This is a genomic window from Paractinoplanes abujensis (assembly GCF_014204895.1).
GTDB classification, from domain to species: Bacteria; Actinomycetota; Actinomycetes; order Mycobacteriales; family Micromonosporaceae; genus Actinoplanes; species Actinoplanes abujensis.
Window position 1 is genome coordinate 1,011,491 of record NZ_JACHMF010000001.1, and the last position, 15,019, is coordinate 1,026,509.

At 69.2% G+C, this 15,019-nt stretch carries 14 protein-coding genes; 9 read left to right on the forward strand and 5 right to left on the reverse strand.

Annotated elements, in window-relative coordinates:
- Nucleotide 1: 1 nt before the first annotated feature.
- From BKA14_RS04025 to BKA14_RS04035, 3 genes are all read left to right on the forward strand, one after another.
- On the forward strand, nt 2–1,231 hold the full coding sequence (locus BKA14_RS04025) for a DUF1501 domain-containing protein (RefSeq protein WP_184949584.1): 1,230 nt from the start codon (nt 2–4) through the stop codon (nt 1,229–1,231).
- 75 nt (nt 1,232–1,306) lie between these two features.
- Nucleotides 1,307–2,719, forward strand: coding sequence for a DUF2252 domain-containing protein (locus BKA14_RS04030; protein ID WP_184949585.1), 1,413 nt, complete (start codon nt 1,307–1,309; stop codon nt 2,717–2,719).
- 812 nt (nt 2,720–3,531) lie between these two features.
- Nucleotides 3,532–5,502 (forward strand): PPC domain-containing protein, encoded by a 1,971-nt coding sequence (locus tag BKA14_RS04035; protein WP_184949586.1) that lies wholly within the window; start codon nt 3,532–3,534, stop codon nt 5,500–5,502.
- Nucleotides 5,503–5,585: 83 nt separating this feature from the next.
- Here the strand turns inward: BKA14_RS04035 and BKA14_RS04040 are convergent, their stop codons facing one another.
- Nucleotides 5,586–5,918 (reverse strand): STAS domain-containing protein, encoded by a 333-nt coding sequence (locus BKA14_RS04040; RefSeq protein WP_184949587.1) that lies wholly within the window; start codon nt 5,916–5,918, stop codon nt 5,586–5,588.
- A gap of 99 nt (nt 5,919–6,017) precedes the next feature.
- Between BKA14_RS04040 and BKA14_RS04045 the strand changes: the two genes are divergently transcribed.
- Nucleotides 6,018–6,488, forward strand: coding sequence for a peroxiredoxin (locus tag BKA14_RS04045; RefSeq protein ID WP_275412372.1), 471 nt, complete (start codon nt 6,018–6,020; stop codon nt 6,486–6,488).
- Here the strand turns inward: BKA14_RS04045 and zwf are convergent.
- Complete coding sequence (gene zwf / locus BKA14_RS04050; protein WP_184949588.1) at nt 6,485–7,978, reverse strand: glucose-6-phosphate dehydrogenase; 1,494 nt, start codon at nt 7,976–7,978, stop codon at nt 6,485–6,487. The genes BKA14_RS04045 and zwf overlap by 4 nt on opposite strands.
- A 153-nt stretch (nt 7,979–8,131) precedes the next feature.
- On the opposite strand from zwf, the gene BKA14_RS04055 reads away from it, so the two are divergent.
- The gene (locus BKA14_RS04055; RefSeq protein WP_184949589.1) at nt 8,132–9,070 is read left to right on the forward strand and encodes a DHH family phosphoesterase; all 939 of its coding nucleotides are present in this window, start codon (nt 8,132–8,134) and stop codon (nt 9,068–9,070) included.
- Nucleotides 9,071–9,222: 152 nt separating this feature from the next.
- Here the strand turns inward: BKA14_RS04055 and BKA14_RS04060 are convergent, their stop codons facing one another.
- Nucleotides 9,223–10,047 carry a DUF1775 domain-containing protein gene (locus BKA14_RS04060; protein ID WP_184949590.1) on the reverse strand — a complete coding sequence of 275 codons (825 nt, stop codon included), beginning with the start codon at nt 10,045–10,047 and terminating at the stop codon, nt 9,223–9,225.
- A 70-nt stretch (nt 10,048–10,117) separates the two neighbouring features.
- Here BKA14_RS04060 and BKA14_RS04065 point away from each other — a divergent pair, with 70 nt between their 5' ends.
- The 4 genes from BKA14_RS04065 to BKA14_RS04080 all read left to right on the forward strand — a co-directional run bounded on the left by BKA14_RS04065 (nt 10,118) and on the right by BKA14_RS04080 (nt 13,697).
- Nucleotides 10,118–10,330 carry an RNA-binding S4 domain-containing protein gene (locus BKA14_RS04065; RefSeq protein WP_184949591.1) on the forward strand — a complete coding sequence of 71 codons (213 nt, stop codon included), beginning with the start codon at nt 10,118–10,120 and terminating at the stop codon, nt 10,328–10,330.
- 159 nt (nt 10,331–10,489) lie between these two features.
- Nucleotides 10,490–11,854 carry an ABC transporter substrate-binding protein gene (locus BKA14_RS04070; RefSeq protein WP_184949592.1) on the forward strand — a complete coding sequence of 455 codons (1,365 nt, stop codon included), beginning with the start codon at nt 10,490–10,492 and terminating at the stop codon, nt 11,852–11,854.
- A gap of 2 nt (nt 11,855–11,856) precedes the next feature.
- Nucleotides 11,857–12,813, forward strand: coding sequence for a carbohydrate ABC transporter permease (locus BKA14_RS04075; RefSeq protein ID WP_184949593.1), 957 nt, complete (start codon nt 11,857–11,859; stop codon nt 12,811–12,813).
- Nucleotides 12,810–13,697, forward strand: coding sequence for a carbohydrate ABC transporter permease (locus tag BKA14_RS04080; protein ID WP_184949594.1), 888 nt, complete (start codon nt 12,810–12,812; stop codon nt 13,695–13,697). The genes BKA14_RS04075 and BKA14_RS04080 overlap by 4 nt, the downstream gene beginning before the upstream one ends.
- Nucleotides 13,698–13,807: 110 nt before the next feature.
- Here BKA14_RS04080 and BKA14_RS45485 read toward each other — a convergent pair whose 3' ends face one another.
- Both BKA14_RS45485 and BKA14_RS04085 read right to left on the reverse strand, forming a co-directional pair.
- On the reverse strand, nt 13,808–14,026 hold the full coding sequence (locus tag BKA14_RS45485) for an effector-associated domain EAD1-containing protein (RefSeq protein WP_221477529.1): 219 nt from the start codon (nt 14,024–14,026) through the stop codon (nt 13,808–13,810).
- Between the two features lie 99 nt (nt 14,027–14,125).
- A complete protein-coding gene (locus tag BKA14_RS04085; RefSeq protein WP_184949595.1) occupies nt 14,126–14,983 on the reverse strand; it encodes a UbiA prenyltransferase family protein in 858 nt (285 codons plus the stop codon).
- Between the last annotated feature and the right edge of the window lie 36 nt (nt 14,984–15,019).

Here is a 15,019-nt window from a genome sequence, read left to right on the forward strand (position 1 = left end):
CATGTTCGACTGCGGAGAGGCGACCCTGTCGCGCCGGGGCCTGCTCGGCGCGGCCACCCTGGCCGGTCTGGCCGGTGCGGGCGTGTCGACCCAGCTCGCGTACGCGGCCCCGGGTTACACCGGCGACACGCTCGTGGTGCTCTCGTTGCACGGCGGCTTCGACGGGCTGTCGGCGCTGGCCCCGATCGGCGACCCCGACTACTACAAGGCGCGCCCCACCATCGGCGTGCCCAAGGCGCAGGTCATCGCCGGGGACGGCACGTTCGGCCTGCACCCGGCGCTGGCCCCGCTGCTGCCGCTGTGGCAGAGCGGGCAGCTCGCCGGCGTGCACGCGGTGGGCCAGCCCAACCCGACCCGTTCCCACTTCGCCGCCATGGAGGCCATGGAGAACGCGGCCCCCGGCACCTCGATCCGCAGCGGCTGGCTGGAGCGCATGCTCGGCGCGTCCGGTGCCGCGGGCGCCCTGGCCGGGGTGTCGGTCGGCCACGCCATGCCCAACCGCCTGTTCGCCGGGCCCACCCCGGCGGTGTCGATGGCCGCGGTCGACAAGTTCACGCTGGCCGGCGACTCGGCCAAACGTCCCGTGGCGGCGGCGCTGCGGGCCATGTACGCCGACGCGCCCCAGCTGCTGTCGGCTCCCGCCCTGGCCGCCGACGGCGCGCTGACCGCGACCGCGGGTGTGCGCGCGACCCCGTACACGCCCGCCGCGACCTACCCGGCCACCGAGCTGGGCAACGCCCTGCGCGACGTGGCCCGGCTGATCAAAGCCGGCGTGGGCCTGGCCACGGCCGCGGTCGACTGCGGCGACTGGGACATGCACGAGGGTCTGGGCACGGCGGCCAAGGGCCAGCGCATGTACGACAACCTGACCGACCTGGCCACGGCCCTGGCGGCGTTCGCGGCCGACCTCGGACCCGAGGGCATGAAGTCGGTGACGCTGCTGACGATCAGCGAGTTCGGCCGGCGCGTCCAGGAGAACGGTTCCCGCGGCGCCGACCACGGGCACGGCAACGCGATGCTGCTGCTCGGCGGCGGGGTCAAAGGCGGCCGGGTGTACGCCAAGTGGCCCGGGCTGGCCCCGGCCGCGCTCGTGGCGGGTGACCTCGCCGCCACCACCGACTACCGGGCTGTGATCGGTGAGATCCTGCAGAAGCGCTGCGGCTTCGGCTCGTTGTCGCAGGTCTTCCCGTCGGTCCCGCCTTCGACGTTCGGCCTCGTGTCGGCGCGCTGACACCATCCGTTGAACGAGCGTTAACCCACCTGGGAGGTACTGAAGTCTCAACTGCGTCCCTCTATGGTGGCCGTGATGGAACCAGCAACTGGACATGTCGTCCTCGACGCCGCCGTCGACGAAGGCTTCGCCTCCCTGCGGATGCAGGCCCGGCCCCGCGCCGAGCGGTACGAGGTGGGCCGGTCGCTGCGCGAACGCGCACACCGCTCGGACATGGCCCACTGGGCGGTTCCCGACGGCCGGGTCGACCCGGTCACCCAGATCATGCACGCCAACCTGGGCCGCCAGGCCTGGCTCGTGCCCGTCCGCGTCGGCCGGATGATCCAATCCCCGTACGCGTACCTGCGCGGCTCGGCCAACGTGATGGCCGACGACTTCGCCTCCCTGCCCGCCACCGGCATCACCCCCGTCATCTGCGGCGACGCCCACCTGGGCAACTTCGGCTTCTACGCCTCACCCGAACGCGAGCTCGTGTTCGACCTCAACGACTTCGACGAGGCCCACCCCGGCGCCTGGGAATGGGACCTGCGCCGGCTCGTGACCAGCGTGTACGTGGCCGGCCGGCAGAACGGCTTCAAGGAGAGCGCCTGCGCCGAAGCCGTGCACCACTGCGTCGAGGAATACCAGGACCAGATCGGGCACCTGGCCGAACTGCCGCTGCTGGCCCGCTCGTTCGACCAGATGGACGTGGACCGCCTCCGCTCCGCGGCCACCCGGGCCAGCTTCCGCGCCGAGATCGACCGCGCCGCCCGCCGCGCCCGCCGCCGCACCAGCGACCGCGCGCTACCCCGGTTCACCGAACGCCGCGACGGCACAGCCAAGCTCGTCGAGGAACCACCGCTGATCACCCGGCCCAGCGAGCTGGAAGCCGAACAGCTGGCCGAAGCCCTGGACGGCTACCTGAACACGCTGCCACCCCACTGGGCCCGCATCCTGGCCGGCTACCGCATCGTCGACATCGCCCACAAAGTCGTCGGCGTCGGCTCCGTCGGCCTGCGCGCCTACGTGGCCCTGTGCGAAGGCAGCAGCCCCTCCGACGTGGTCTTCCTGCAACTCAAACAGGCCCGCCGCTCAGTGATCGCCCACCACCAGCACGGCGACGCCGCCTGGCACCGCCACCAAGGCCAACGGGTGGTCGAATACCAGCAGGCCCTGCAGACGGTCTCCGACCCGTTGCTGGGCTGGGCCACCGTGGGCGACCAGCAGTTCTACGTACGGCAGTTCCGCGACATGAAAGGCGCCATCGTCGTCGAGGACATCGACGCCCGCGCCCTGGCCGACTACGCCGGCATCTGCGGTTACCTGCTGGCCAAATCCCACGCCCGCACCAGCGGAGCCTCGATGATCTCCGGCTACATCGGCAGCAGCGACAAGATGGCCGACGCATTGTGCCGTTTCGCCCGCTCCTACGCCGACCAGGTGGAGAGCGACCACGCGGCGTTGGTCGCGGCCGTACGCCAGGGAATTCTGCCGGCCGAACTTGCCTGAGGCTCGGCCGGCCTGACCAGGCCTCGTGAGGCTGCCGCCGTCGCCCGTCGCCCGTCGCCCGTCGCCCGTCGCTCGCCGCTCGTCGCCCGATGCCCGCTGCCCGCTGCCCGCTGCCCGTTGGCCGCCGCCCGCCGCCTGCCGCTGCCCACCGCGAGATTCTCAGCCCTTCCCACAGGTGCCATTGCCTTTGTCGCCGCTCGCCCCTCGATGCCCGTTCTCAGCAACCCAGACCTGTCGGCCTCTGCTTAAGTCCGTTCCGAACTCCGCCTTCGACCCATGCCCGACTCGATCCCGCGCAGCGGCTCAATTTCCCCGATCTGACCGCAACCACCGAATGGCGAGTTGCAGCTAGCCGCAGGCCCGAAGCGGCCGCAAGTGGTCACCGCAACCGAAGTCATACGGCAACCAAAGTCATCATTGAAGCCCGCCAAGCAAATGTGAGCCGCCGAAGCGTCACCCAGGAAACCGGCCTGATCCGCCGAATGATGAGTTCGCGGATTCGGGCGTGGAAAGCAGGCGCCGAAGGCCGGTGCCGGAACCGGCTGCGTTCACGCAGGATCAGCAGGTTCGGCTGCGCGCGGAGTTTTCGGGCCCCCCGCGGTCACGGTCGGCAACAGCCGTCAGTCCTTGGTCGTCCGGCGGCGGCGAGCGGTGCGGTGCGGCCGGTCCTGGGTTCTCGCAAGCCCCACCCTGACGGTTCGTAAAGAGTCGTTACATCTTATAGACACATGTAGATATCGACGATCTTCTTCAGTAGGTTCGGTGGTGCCGTCCGCGGCCGGGGGGCCGCCGATGGGCTGAAGGGGGAATTGATGCGAAGAAGCATCGCGACCGTCTCTGTCGCCGTTCTGGGGCTTGCTCTGATGGCTCCGGGGGCCGCTCAGGCCGAACCGAAACCGGCGCCCACCGAGTTGAGCCCGGCCGATCAGGCCTCGCTCGCCGCGGGTGTCGGGATCGCGCCCAAGGCGCCGTACGGGGCGAAGCCCAAGGGGCCGAACCCGTTCCTGGCCGAGGTGCCCGACCCGGCCAAGGTCGACTATTCGGGCTGGGTCAACTACATGAAGTCCCAGTCCAAGGCCAAGGCCGCGACCCGGACCAAGGCGAAGGAGGCAAAGGCCGCGAAGGCCGCCGCCACCCCGGCGGTCGTGGTCGACGAGGACGAGTTGCCCGGCACCTCCGGCGGCAACGACATCCCCGTCAACGCGCAGCGGATCACCGGCTACGGCACCGGCTCGGGTCAGTTCTCGAAGATCCGCATCTTGGGCAGCTTGGACAATGAGACAGTGGCCACGCCGACGGTCGCCCCGGCGCCCGAGGACGACGGTTCGATCACGTTGGCCGGTGACACCGGGATCGGCGCCGGCACGCGGCGCGGCGCCGTGGTCAATTCGCAGATCGGTGACGGGCCGCACGGGCGGCAGACCGGTGACGGCAGCAACGACTTCGACTTCTTCAAGATCACCGCACAGGCCGGCAAGGTCCTGACGATCCAGACCGCGACCCCGACCGGGCCGTTGGACACCGTCCTGCAGCTGTTCGCGCCGGACGGCACCCTGCTCGCGGTCAACGACGACTTCGGCGGCTTCGACAGCAAGATCACATACCGGGTGCCCGCGACCGGCGTCTTCTACGCGGCCGTCGCGGCGTACGGTGGCCTGCCCGCCGACCCGTTCGACTCGGGCAGCGGCGGCGGCATCGGCGACCCGACCCCGCCCACCGAGGGCCCGTACACGCTGACCACCACCGTCGGCGGCGTCGACGAGGACTTCTTCGCGATCAAGCTGAAGGCGGGCGACGTGCTCGGCGCGTCGGTGACCGGCTCGGCTACGTACCTGACCGTCTACGACACCGTGCCGCGGGAGGCGCACGGTTCACGTCAGGACGCGTCGTACATCTACCCGGTCGACTCGCCGCTGCCCGCCGGTGGCAACGCGGTCACCGATTACGTCGCGACCAAGGCCGGCTGGCACTACGTCGGCGTGGCCAGCGGTTCCGGGGCGTACGACATCACGGTCGAGGCTTACCGCCCGGTGCTGCAGGGCGCCAAGCCGGTGCAGACGCTCTACCTGGACTTCGACGGCGCGCGGGTCAACACCGGCGTGTTCGGCGGCGCGGGCAACCGGGACCTGAGCCCGCTCGCGGCGTTCCTGACCAGTTGGGGTCTGACCCGTGCCGACGAGGACGCGCTGATCGACGCCGTCGTGGCCGGGGTCACCGAGAACATCAAGCGTGACCTCGAGGAGAGCGGCCTCAACAGCAAGTTCAAAATCAAGATCGCGAACAGCAAGGACAACGCCGACACGTGGGGCAAGGCCAACGTCAGCCGGGTCGTCGTGGGCGGCACGATCGACGAGTCGGGTGTCGACACCATCGGCATCGCGCAGAGCATCGACCCGGGCAACTTCGAGACCGAGGAGACCGCTCTGGTGCTGCTGGACGTGCTGAGCTCACCGGCCGATTCGACGCCGGCCTCGCTCAACACGTACATCGGGCCGGAGAGCAACCGCCTCGCGTTCGTGGCCCAGGGCCTGAGCAACGTGATCGCGCACGAGGCCGGGCACTTCTTCGGCAACTTCCACACCGACAACCAGGATGAGCTGCCCAACCTGATGGACGCGGGCGGCACCGGCTTCGGCACGCTGTTCGGTGTCGGACCGGACGGTGTCGGCGGCACGGCCGACGACGTCGACGTCGACTTCGGCGACAGCACGTTCCTGCCGGCCGAGGGCTTCACCGGCATCGAGGACACGCTGGGCCGCATCGTGTTCGGCGTGACCAGCTAATACCCGTCTCAACGAGGAGCGCGTGGCCGCTTCGAGCGGCCACGCGCGATCGAGCGCACGGGATCAGTAACGGCTCTTGAGGCTCAGTCCTTGAGAGCCGTTTCCACGTCCGGGAACAGGGCCAGGTAGTCGGTCAGGCCCAGGGTGTCGAAGAGGCGGCGCAGGAAGCCGGACGGCGCGGCCAGTCGCACCCACCCGTCGCGTTCGGTGGCGCGGCCGTGCGCGGTGACCAGCACCCCGACCCCCATGGAGTCGCAGAAATCCAGCCCCGAGACGTCGACGACCACCCGGGGTGAGGGGCGGTCGACGAGCCGGGTCAGGTTCGCCTTGAGAACGGGCGCGGTGTCGATGTCGAGTGAACCACGCAGCACCAGCACGGCCGTGTTCGGCGGGTGGTGCGCGACCGAGACCTGCATCGTGGTGTCGCCTTCGGTGTAGCTGTCGGGGGGTGAGTCTCAGCCTAGGGGAGTGGTGCCCCGATGGCCGAATCGGCTACTGGGGAGTAAGTTGCTGCTGTGAGCATTAACGCAGGTGACGTCGTCGAAGACTTCGAGCTGGAAGATCAGAATGGCGTCCCGCGCCGGCTGAGCGCGCTGCTCGCCGAGGGCCCGGTGGTGCTGTTCTTCTATCCGGCCGCGCTCAGCACGGGCTGCACCGCCGAGGCGTGCACCTTCCGCGATCTGGGGGCCGAGTTCCGCGAGGCGGGCGCGCAGCGGGTCGGCATCAGCCGGGACAAGCCGGAGAAGCAGAAGCAGTTCTCCGACAAGCACAGCTTCGACTACCCGCTGCTCAGCGACCCCGACGGCAAGGTCGCGTCGGCCATGGGCGTCAAGCGCAAGCTGCCGCTGGGCCCGCTCAGCACGAAGCGGATGACCTTCGTGATCGACACGGATCGCCGCGTCCTCGAGGTCATCCACTCCGAGACGAACATGAACGACCACGCGGCGAGAGCTCTGGAAGCCCTCGCCGCGCGCAAGTCCGCTTAAATGCTGTTCTTCCAGGCCCGGCCCGAGCGTCCGATCAGCCGGTCGGCGTCGGCCGGGCCCCACGAGGCCGCCTCGTAGGTCGGGATCGGCGAGTTGTCCGACGCCCAGTGCTCGATGATCGGGTCGACCACGCGCCACGACTGCTCGACCTCGTCGCTGCGGATGAACAGCGTGGGGTCGCCCAGCAGCGCGTCGAGCAGCAGCCGCTCGTAGGCCTCGGGGGACTCCTCGGCGAACGTCTGCTCGTACGAGAAATCCATGGACGCCGTGCGCACCCGGAACGAGTGGCCCGGCACCTTGGCCCCGAAGCGCAGCGAGATGCCCTCGTTGGGCTGGATCCGCAGAATGAGCGCGTCAGCCTCGAGCCCGGTCAGCTGGTCCTGCGGGATCGGCAGGTGCGGCGGCCGCTGGAACTGCAGGGCCACCTCGGTCACCCGGGCCGGCAACCGCTTTCCCGTACGCACGTAGAACGGCACGCCGGCCCAGCGCCAGTTGTCGACGTTGAGCCGCATGGCCGCGTACGTCTCCGTACGGGAAAGGGGGTCGACGCCCACTTCCTCGCGGTAACCGGCCATCAGGTCGTTCCGGGTGCCACCGCGCGTGTACTGCCCGCGCACGGCGAGGTCGGCGATGTCGCGGTTGGTGGGCAGCCGGATCGCCTGGAGCAGCTTCACCTTCTCGTTGCGCAGGCCCTCGGCCTCGAACGACGCCGGCGGCTCCATGAGGGCGAGCGCGAGCACCTGCAGCACGTGGTTCTGCACGATGTCGCGCATCGCGCCGGCGTGCTCGTAGAAGCCGCCGCGGGTGCCCACGCCGAGGGTCTCGGCCACGGTGATCTGCACGTGGTCGACCCAGGAACGGTCCCAGATCGGCTGGAAGATGGAGTTGGCGAAGCGCAGCGCGAGCACGTTCTGCACGGTGTCTTTGCCCAGGTAGTGGTCGATGCGGAAGACCTGGGGCTCGTCGAACGAGCCGTGCACGACGGCGTCGAGCTCACGGGCGCTCGGCAGGTCCCGCCCGTACGGCTTCTCGATGACCAGCCGCGAGAAGGAGCCCTCACGCGCGTGGTTGAGCCCGGCGCCGGCCAGCCCGTTGATCACCGGCTCGAAGGCCTCGGCCGGGGTGGACAGGTAGAACAGGCGGTTGCCGGAGGTGCCGCGCTCGGCGTCGAGCCCGTCGAGGGTCTCGGCCAGCCGCTTGTAGGTGTCGGGGTCGTCGTAGCCGCCCGAAACATACCGGATTCCGCCTTGAAGCTGGGGTTTGTCGAGCAGGCTGCGGTCGCCCAGCGCGCTGTCCGCGAACTGCTCGTCGCCCATCGGCGTGCGGGCCACGCCGACCAGGGCGAACTGGCTGGGCAGGCGATTGTGCCGGGCGAGGCTCTCCACGGCCGGGAGGAGCTTGCGGCGCGTGAGGTCACCCGAGGCGCCGAAGATCACCAGCGTGGCGGGCGGGGCGCTGCGCTCCTGGATGAGCTGAGGGGCGTTGTCCATGGTTATTGCGTGTCCTCCGACCGTTGGGACCGTCCGGGAAAACTCTACGCAGCGTCGAGCCGGAAAGGTTCACATCCATCCCCCGATGCGACCCGGAATACAGCGACATAAGTGGCAAACTGGGGTGTACCCACCGGCACAGAGGGGGACTCAGTGAAGTACCGGCTCGTAACCCGCAGCGACTTCGACGGTTTGGTCTGCGCGGTGCTGCTGCGCCACCTCGACATGATCGACGACATCACGTTCGTGCACCCCAAGGATGTGCAGGACGGCCAGGTCGAGGTGACCGAGAACGACATTCTCACCAACCTCCCGTACGCACCCGGCGCTCACATGGTGTTCGACCACCACCATTCCGAGACGCTGCGCAACGAGGGTGACCTCAGCAATCACATCATCGATGCCGACGCACCCTCGGCGGCCCGGGTGATCTACGAGTACTACGGCGGCCGCGAGCGCTTCCCGGACGTCTCCAACGGGCTCATGTACGCGGTGGATCAGGCCGACTCGGCCGACTACGCCCTCGAGGACATCCTCGAACCACAGGGCTGGACGCTGCTGAACTTCCTGATGGACAGCCGGACAGGGCTGGGCCGGTTCCGCGAGTTCCGGATCTCCAACTACGACCTGATGATGCAGCTCATCGACGCCTGCATCCAGCACAACGACGTCCGCGAGATCCTCGCGCTGCCCGACGTGGCCGAGCGCGCCGAGCTCTACCGGGCGCAGCACGACCTCTTCGTGGAGCAGCTCAAGCGGGTCAGTCACCTCGAGGGCGACGTCGTCGTGGTCGATCTGCGGGAGGAGGAGGTGATCCACGCGGGCAACCGGTTCATGGTGTACGCGCTGTTCCCCACCTCGCGCGTGTCGGTGCACATCATCTGGGGCCGGCAGAAGCTCAACACCGTTTTCGCCTGCGGCAAGTCGATCCTCGACCGCACGTCACCGGTGGACGTGGGCGAGGTCATGCTGCGCTACGGCGGGGGCGGGCACATCGCGGCCGGCACGTGCCAGGTGCCGCACGAGGATTCCGAGCGGGTCCAGCGCGAGATCGTCGAGGCGCTGAACTCCCCGCGTACGGTCTCGGTCTGAGCACAGTATTGGGGGGCGGAAGAAGAACTCCCGCCCCCCGTTCGCGGATCGTGGATCATGCCCATTGACCCCACCCGCCGGTCGTGCGCCGCGCCCCACGCGCGTCAACACGACTGTCGTCCCGCGTCCACCAGCGCGGGAGCGTCTTTGCGTCAGCCCTTGTAGGCCCACTTGCTGGTGCCGCTGCCCGCGGCGACGGGCTCCTTCTCCTCGGTTGCGGGCTCCTCTTCCGGCGCGGAGTCGTCGGGCTCCTCGTCGGCGCGGTGCCGGCTGCGCCACATCACGAAAGCGCCACCCAGCAGGGCCAGGCCGGCGACCACCCAGCCGCCGATCGACCAGATCGACGGGCCGCGACCGGCCTCCTCGATGGCGGCTTGGAAGAGCTCGGCCTCCTGCGCCGCCTGCTCGCCGGCGGTCGTGCCGGAGCCACCGTTGATGCTGTGTGCGTGCGCGGCCTTCTGACCGGTCGGGTCGGGGGTCAGCGTCAGCGTGGGCGAGGTCAGCGCCGGGCCGGCCTTGCCGTCGGGCAGCGTGGTGGCCACGTCGAGCTGGATCGAGCTGAGCTGGGGCAGTGGCCCCACCGCGACCGCCAGGTCGGTGCTCTTGCCGGGCTGCAGGTCCTTGCCGGGCATCGCGAGCCAGGTGATCGAAGCGGCGACGTCGGTCGTCTTGTTGTCGCCGTGCACGGTCGTCAGCGGCGTCGAGATCTTGCGCATCGTGATCTTCGGCGCCCAGTCCGGCACGGAGAGCGGATAGGCCTCGGCCAGCGGGGTGTCGTCGCGGAACTTCACCGTGATCGTATGGATCGGCTGGGCGCCGTCGTTCGTGACGTGAAGAGTCAGGTTCTCTGCGCCGCCCTGGTAAGCGGTCGTCGGCGACACCGTCACGTCGGCCAGGGCCGGGGTGGCGACGAGCGCACCGAGGACAGCGGCGGCGACCGGAACGCCCGCGCGGCGGGCCAGCTGGGAGTACCTCACGAGGGGTAGTTCGGATCACAGGCGGCAAAGGTTCAACGCTCACGGAAAAGTTTTGCCGGATGATGTCGGGATGCGTGACGTGCCGATCGACGGCGACATGATCAGACTCGGACAGTTCCTCAAGCTGGCCGACCTCATCGACACCGGCGGCGAGGGCAAGATCCTCATCGCCTCGGGCGACGTGGCGGTCAACGGCGAGGTGGACACCCGCCGGGGCCGCCAGCTGCACCCGGGCGACGTCGTCGAGGTCCTCGGCAACCGGGCCCGGGTGGTCTCCACATAGGACGTTCGGGGGAAGCGACGATGCCCGTTCGGCCCGACACAGCGTGACGAATGGTTGACATCCTGTCGATCTCAGGCATCTACTGAGGCCGGTGTGTTACTGGCGTCACACTCTCGGGTGGTGGCGCCGAAACCGATCAAGCCTCGCCGGGGAGGCCGGATGTCACGCAGGCGCACGCGCGCCGTGCTCGCCGCCACCGCCACCGTCGTGCTCACCCTGACCGGGTGCGCCGGCTGGGGCGGTGGGCCGGGCGGCGGAGGACCCAACAGCATCAACGTCCTGATGGTGAACAACCCGCAGATGATCGATCTGCAGCGGCTCACCGCGGACAACTTCACCAGAGAAACCGGCATCAACGTGAACTTCACGGTGCTGCCCGAGAACGACGTCCGCGACAAGATCAGCCAGGAGTTCTCCAGCCAGGCCGGGCAGTACGACGTGGCCTCGCTGAGCAACTTCGAGATCCCGATCTACGCCAAGTCGAAGTGGATCGCCCCGCTCGACGACTACGTCCGGGCCGACACCCAGTTCGACCAGGACGACATCCTCAAACCGATGACGCAGTCGCTGACCGCTGACGACGGCAAACTCTACGGCGAGCCCTTCTACGGCGAGTCCTCGTTCCTGATGTACCGCAAGGACGTGCTCGACCAGAACAACGTGCAGATGCCCGCGAAGCCGACCTGGCAGCAGGTGGCCGACATCGCCGCTCAGGTCGACAACAAGCAGCCCGGCATGCGCGGGATCTGCCTGCGCGGCCAGCCCGGCTGGGGTCAGATCTTCGCGCCGCTCACCACCGTGGTCAACACGTTCGGCGGCACCTGGTTCGAGAAGGACTGGACACCCAAGGTCAATGGGCCCGAGTTCACCGAGGCCACCAAGTTCTATGTGGACCTCGTACGGGCGCACGGCGAGAACGGCGCCCCCCAGGCCGGCTTCACCGAGTGCCTGAACAACCTGATCCAGGGCAACGTGGCGATGTGGTACGACGCCACCAGCGCCGCCGGTTCTCTGGAGGCCGACGACTCACCGGTCAAGGGCAAGATCGGCTACGCGCCGGCCCCGGTGGTCAAGACCGACAGCTCGGGCTGGCTGTACGCCTGGTCGTGGAGCATCCAGCAGGCCAGCGACAAGAAGGACAACGCCTGGAAGTTCATCTCGTGGGCGTCCAGCCGGCAGTACGAGGAACTCGTCGGCCGGCAGGTCGGCTGGTCCAGCGTCCCCGCCGGCAAGCGCGCCTCGACGTACGAGAACCAGGACTACCTCGGCGTGGCGGCCTCGTTCGCCGAACCGACCAAGGCGGCGATCGAGTCCGCCGACCCGCGCAACCCCGGTCTGCAGGAACGCCCCGCGATCGGCATCCAGTTCATCGACATCCCCGAGTTCACCGACCTCGGCACCCAGGCGTCGCAGTACGTGAGCTCGGCGATCGCCGGCCAGATGAGCGTCGACGAGGCGCTGGACCGCGGCCAGCGGCTGGCCGAGGACGTCGCCGAACGCTACAAGTCCCGGGAGGAGGGTTAGCCATGACTTCGGTTGCCGAGAAGTCAGAGGTCGGCGCCGCGGAGACACCGCCACCGGGTGTCGCCCGCCGGGCCTCGGCCTGGGCCCGCCGCGCGCCCCTGCTGCCCGCGCTCATCTTCATGATCATCGTGACGCAGCTGCCGTTCGTGGCCACGCTGGTCATCTCGTTCATGGACTGGAACGCTTACTACCCCGACGAGGTCGGCTTCGCCGGGTTCGACAACTTCGCCCGCGTCTTCACCGACGTCAACATGCGCGACGCGGTCTGGACCACGATCCTGCTCACCGCCGGTGTCGTGCTGATCAGCCTGCTGCTCGGCCTGGGCATCGCGCTGCTGCTCGACCGCAAGTTCCGCGGCCGGGGCGCCGTGCGCACCATGATGATCGCGCCGTTCCTGGTGGTCCCGGTGGCCGCCGCGCTGATCTGGAAGCACGCCCTCTACAACCCCGAGTACGGGCTGTTCAACGGCGCGCTGACCTGGATCTGGGGCCTGTTCGGCTCGGACAACCCGCCGCAGCCGGACTGGATCAGCAACATGCCGCTGTGGGCGGTCATCTTCGCCCTGGTCTGGCAGTGGACCCCGTTCATGATGCTGATCCTGCTGGCCGGCCTGCAGGGGCGCCCGCTCGACGTGATCGAGGCGGCCCGCATCGACGGCGCCAACAACTGGCAGATCTTCCGCAGCATGACGCTCCCGCACCTGCGGCAGTACCTGGAACTGGGCGCGCTGCTGGGCTCGATCTACATCGTGCAGAACTTCGACGCGGTCTTCACGATCACGTCCGGCGGCCTGGGCACGGCCAACCTGCCGTACACGATCTACCAGATCTTCTACCAGGCCCACGACTACGGCCGGGCGTCCGCCGCCGCGGTCGTCGTCGTGCTCGGCACCATCATCATCGCGACGTTCGCCCTGCGTACGGTCTCGTCGCTCTTCAAGGAGGAGGCCGGCCGATGAGCAGCGTCACCGACACCGCGCCCGTCCCGGCCACCCGCGACGAGCGGGGCCGCCCGGTCAAGAAGCGCCGCGAAGGCGCCAACGTCTGGCTCAGCCTGCTCGCGTGGGTCGTCGGCATCCTCTTCGTGCTGCCGGTCGTCTGGATGGTGCTGACCTCGTTCCACTCCGAGGCCAACGCCGCCACCAACCCGCCGGCCGTCTTCGCGCCGCTCACCCTCGAGGGCTACCGCGAGTTCTTCTCCGGCGGCGCCAGCCCGTGGCCGCCGCTGCTCAACTCGCTGACCGCCAGCGTCGTCTCCACCCTGCTGGTGCTCCTGCTCTCCCTGCCCGCCGCCTACGCCCTGAGCATCAAACCGGTCAAGAAGTGGAGCGACGTGCTCTTCTTCTTTCTGTCCACCAAAATGCTCCCGGTCGTAGCCGGTCTGCTGCCGCTGTACCTGTTCGCCCAGAACGCCGGCCTGCTCGACAACATCTGGCTGCTCATCCTCTTCTACACCTCGATGAACCTGCCGATCGCGGTGTGGATGATGCGCTCCTTCCTGTCCGAAGTGCCCGTCGAAATGCTCGAGGCCGCATCGATGGACGGGGCCGGCCTGACCAAGACCCTGCGCTCGGTCATCGCCCCCGTCGTCACCCCCGGGATCGCGGCCACCGCGCTGATCTGCTTCATCTTCAGCTGGAACGAACTGCTGTTCGCCCGCGTCCTGACGGCCACGGTGGCCGAGACGGCGCCGGTCTTCCTGACCTCGTTCGTCACCAGCCAGGGCCTGTTCCTGGCCCAGCTGTGCGCGGCCGCCTTCGTGGTCTCACTGCCGGTGCTCGTGGCGGGTTTCGCCGCCCAGGACAAACTCGTGCAAGGGTTGTCCCTGGGCTCGGTCAAATAAGCATCAACTCCGCCCCCGTGTAAGGGTGGCCGGCCCGCATTGCCGGCGGACCGGCCACCGCTCTGGTCAACGCTCAGCCGGCGTCGCGCTCGGTGTCGTGGCGAGGTCGTTCAGGAGCCCGCGTGCGGACTGGTTTCGTGCGTCTCCTCCAAGGCGGCCGCAACCAGGTTCCGCGTCAGCCCGTTGCGACCCGTGTAGTCGAGAACCTCCGAGCAGGCGTGGGCGTTCGCCTGCTCGGCATTGACATCGGCCTGGTCGACCCCAGCGGTCCCGGCCACCCGACGGATCAGCGCGCTGGTGGGGAAGAGCTGGGTCAGCGCGATGTGCAGCTGCTGTGCTGCTTGTCAGTCCACGGGTGCATCGGCCCTCCGTGGTCCCGGCTCACCGCGTCAGGCGCCGCGGTGACGTGGGGGAAAGTCCCGCCGAGGTCAGGTGATGGCGAGCGCGAAACCGGCCGTCGGGATCGCGAAGACCAGGGACAGGGCGGCCATCCGCGGGATGGTGGGGCGCCGGGTCAGGATCGCGTACGCGGTCACCAGCAAGGGAACGGTGACCAGCTGCGGCCCGAGGGTCGAGCGGGGGACCACAGTGTCGGTGGCGGCGCACAGCAGCGCGACTGCCAGGGCCGAGACCCAAAGAGCCAGACCCACCCCGTACGCCGTACGGGCTCCGAAACGTACGGCGAACGTGGTGTCCCCGGCGCCGGTGTCGGCGGGCAGGTCGGTGACCGTGGTCGGCACATAGACGGCGGCCGCGAAGAGCAGGCCGATCAGCGCGAACTGCCACGGGAAGTCCAGCGGGTCGCCGGTGACGGCCCAGCCCGCGGCGGGTGAGACCACGCCGACGACCAGGGCGTTGACCGCTACGTCCCAGCCGGGGCGGGTCTTCAGGCGCAGCGGGGGAGCGCTGTACGCCCAGCCCAGCAGCAGCACCCCGGCCACGCCCAGCACGAACAGCGGGCCGATGAACAGGGCCGTGAGCAGCGCGGCGGCTGCGATCCGGCGGTACCAGCGGCGCAGGGTCGCGGGGCCGACCTCGCCGGTGACCAGGGGCGCGGTGGCCTTGCGCGGGTTGACCCGGTCGCTGGGCAGGTCGTGCAGGTCGTTCTGGGTCAGCACGGCCCCCCACACCAGCGGGCCCAGCACGAGCAGGGCCAGCAGCGTGCGGGGCGGGTCGACCGGGGTGAGCTGCCGGTCGGCCAGCACCAGGCCCAGGTAGGCCGGCACCCACGAGACGGGCCAGAACCACGGCCGCGACACCGCGACCACCAGAGTGGCTGCTGTCATGCCCCGGATCGTGCCCGGCGCGGGCTGACAGGGGCC

What these genes read in the sequence shown, in the direction of transcription:
- BKA14_RS04075 (WP_184949593.1), top strand. Translation starts at nt 11,857, where the DNA reads ATGACTTCGGTTGCCGAGAAGTCAGAGGTCGGCGCCGCGGAGACACCG.
- BKA14_RS04030 (WP_184949585.1), top strand. Translation starts at nt 1,307, where the DNA reads ATGGAACCAGCAACTGGACATGTCGTCCTCGACGCCGCCGTCGACGAA.
- BKA14_RS04070 (WP_184949592.1), top strand. Translation starts at nt 10,490, where the DNA reads ATGTCACGCAGGCGCACGCGCGCCGTGCTCGCCGCCACCGCCACCGTC.
- BKA14_RS04035 (WP_184949586.1), top strand. Translation starts at nt 3,532, where the DNA reads ATGCGAAGAAGCATCGCGACCGTCTCTGTCGCCGTTCTGGGGCTTGCT.
- zwf (WP_184949588.1), bottom strand. Translation starts at nt 7,978, where the DNA reads ATGGACAACGCCCCTCAGCTCATCCAGGAGCGCAGCGCCCCGCCCGCC.
- BKA14_RS04080 (WP_184949594.1), top strand. Translation starts at nt 12,810, where the DNA reads ATGAGCAGCGTCACCGACACCGCGCCCGTCCCGGCCACCCGCGACGAG.
- BKA14_RS04040 (WP_184949587.1), bottom strand. Translation starts at nt 5,918, where the DNA reads ATGCAGGTCTCGGTCGCGCACCACCCGCCGAACACGGCCGTGCTGGTG.
- BKA14_RS04065 (WP_184949591.1), top strand. Translation starts at nt 10,118, where the DNA reads ATGCGTGACGTGCCGATCGACGGCGACATGATCAGACTCGGACAGTTC.
- BKA14_RS04025 (WP_184949584.1), top strand. Translation starts at nt 2, where the DNA reads ATGTTCGACTGCGGAGAGGCGACCCTGTCGCGCCGGGGCCTGCTCGGC.
- BKA14_RS04085 (WP_184949595.1), bottom strand. Translation starts at nt 14,983, where the DNA reads ATGACAGCAGCCACTCTGGTGGTCGCGGTGTCGCGGCCGTGGTTCTGG.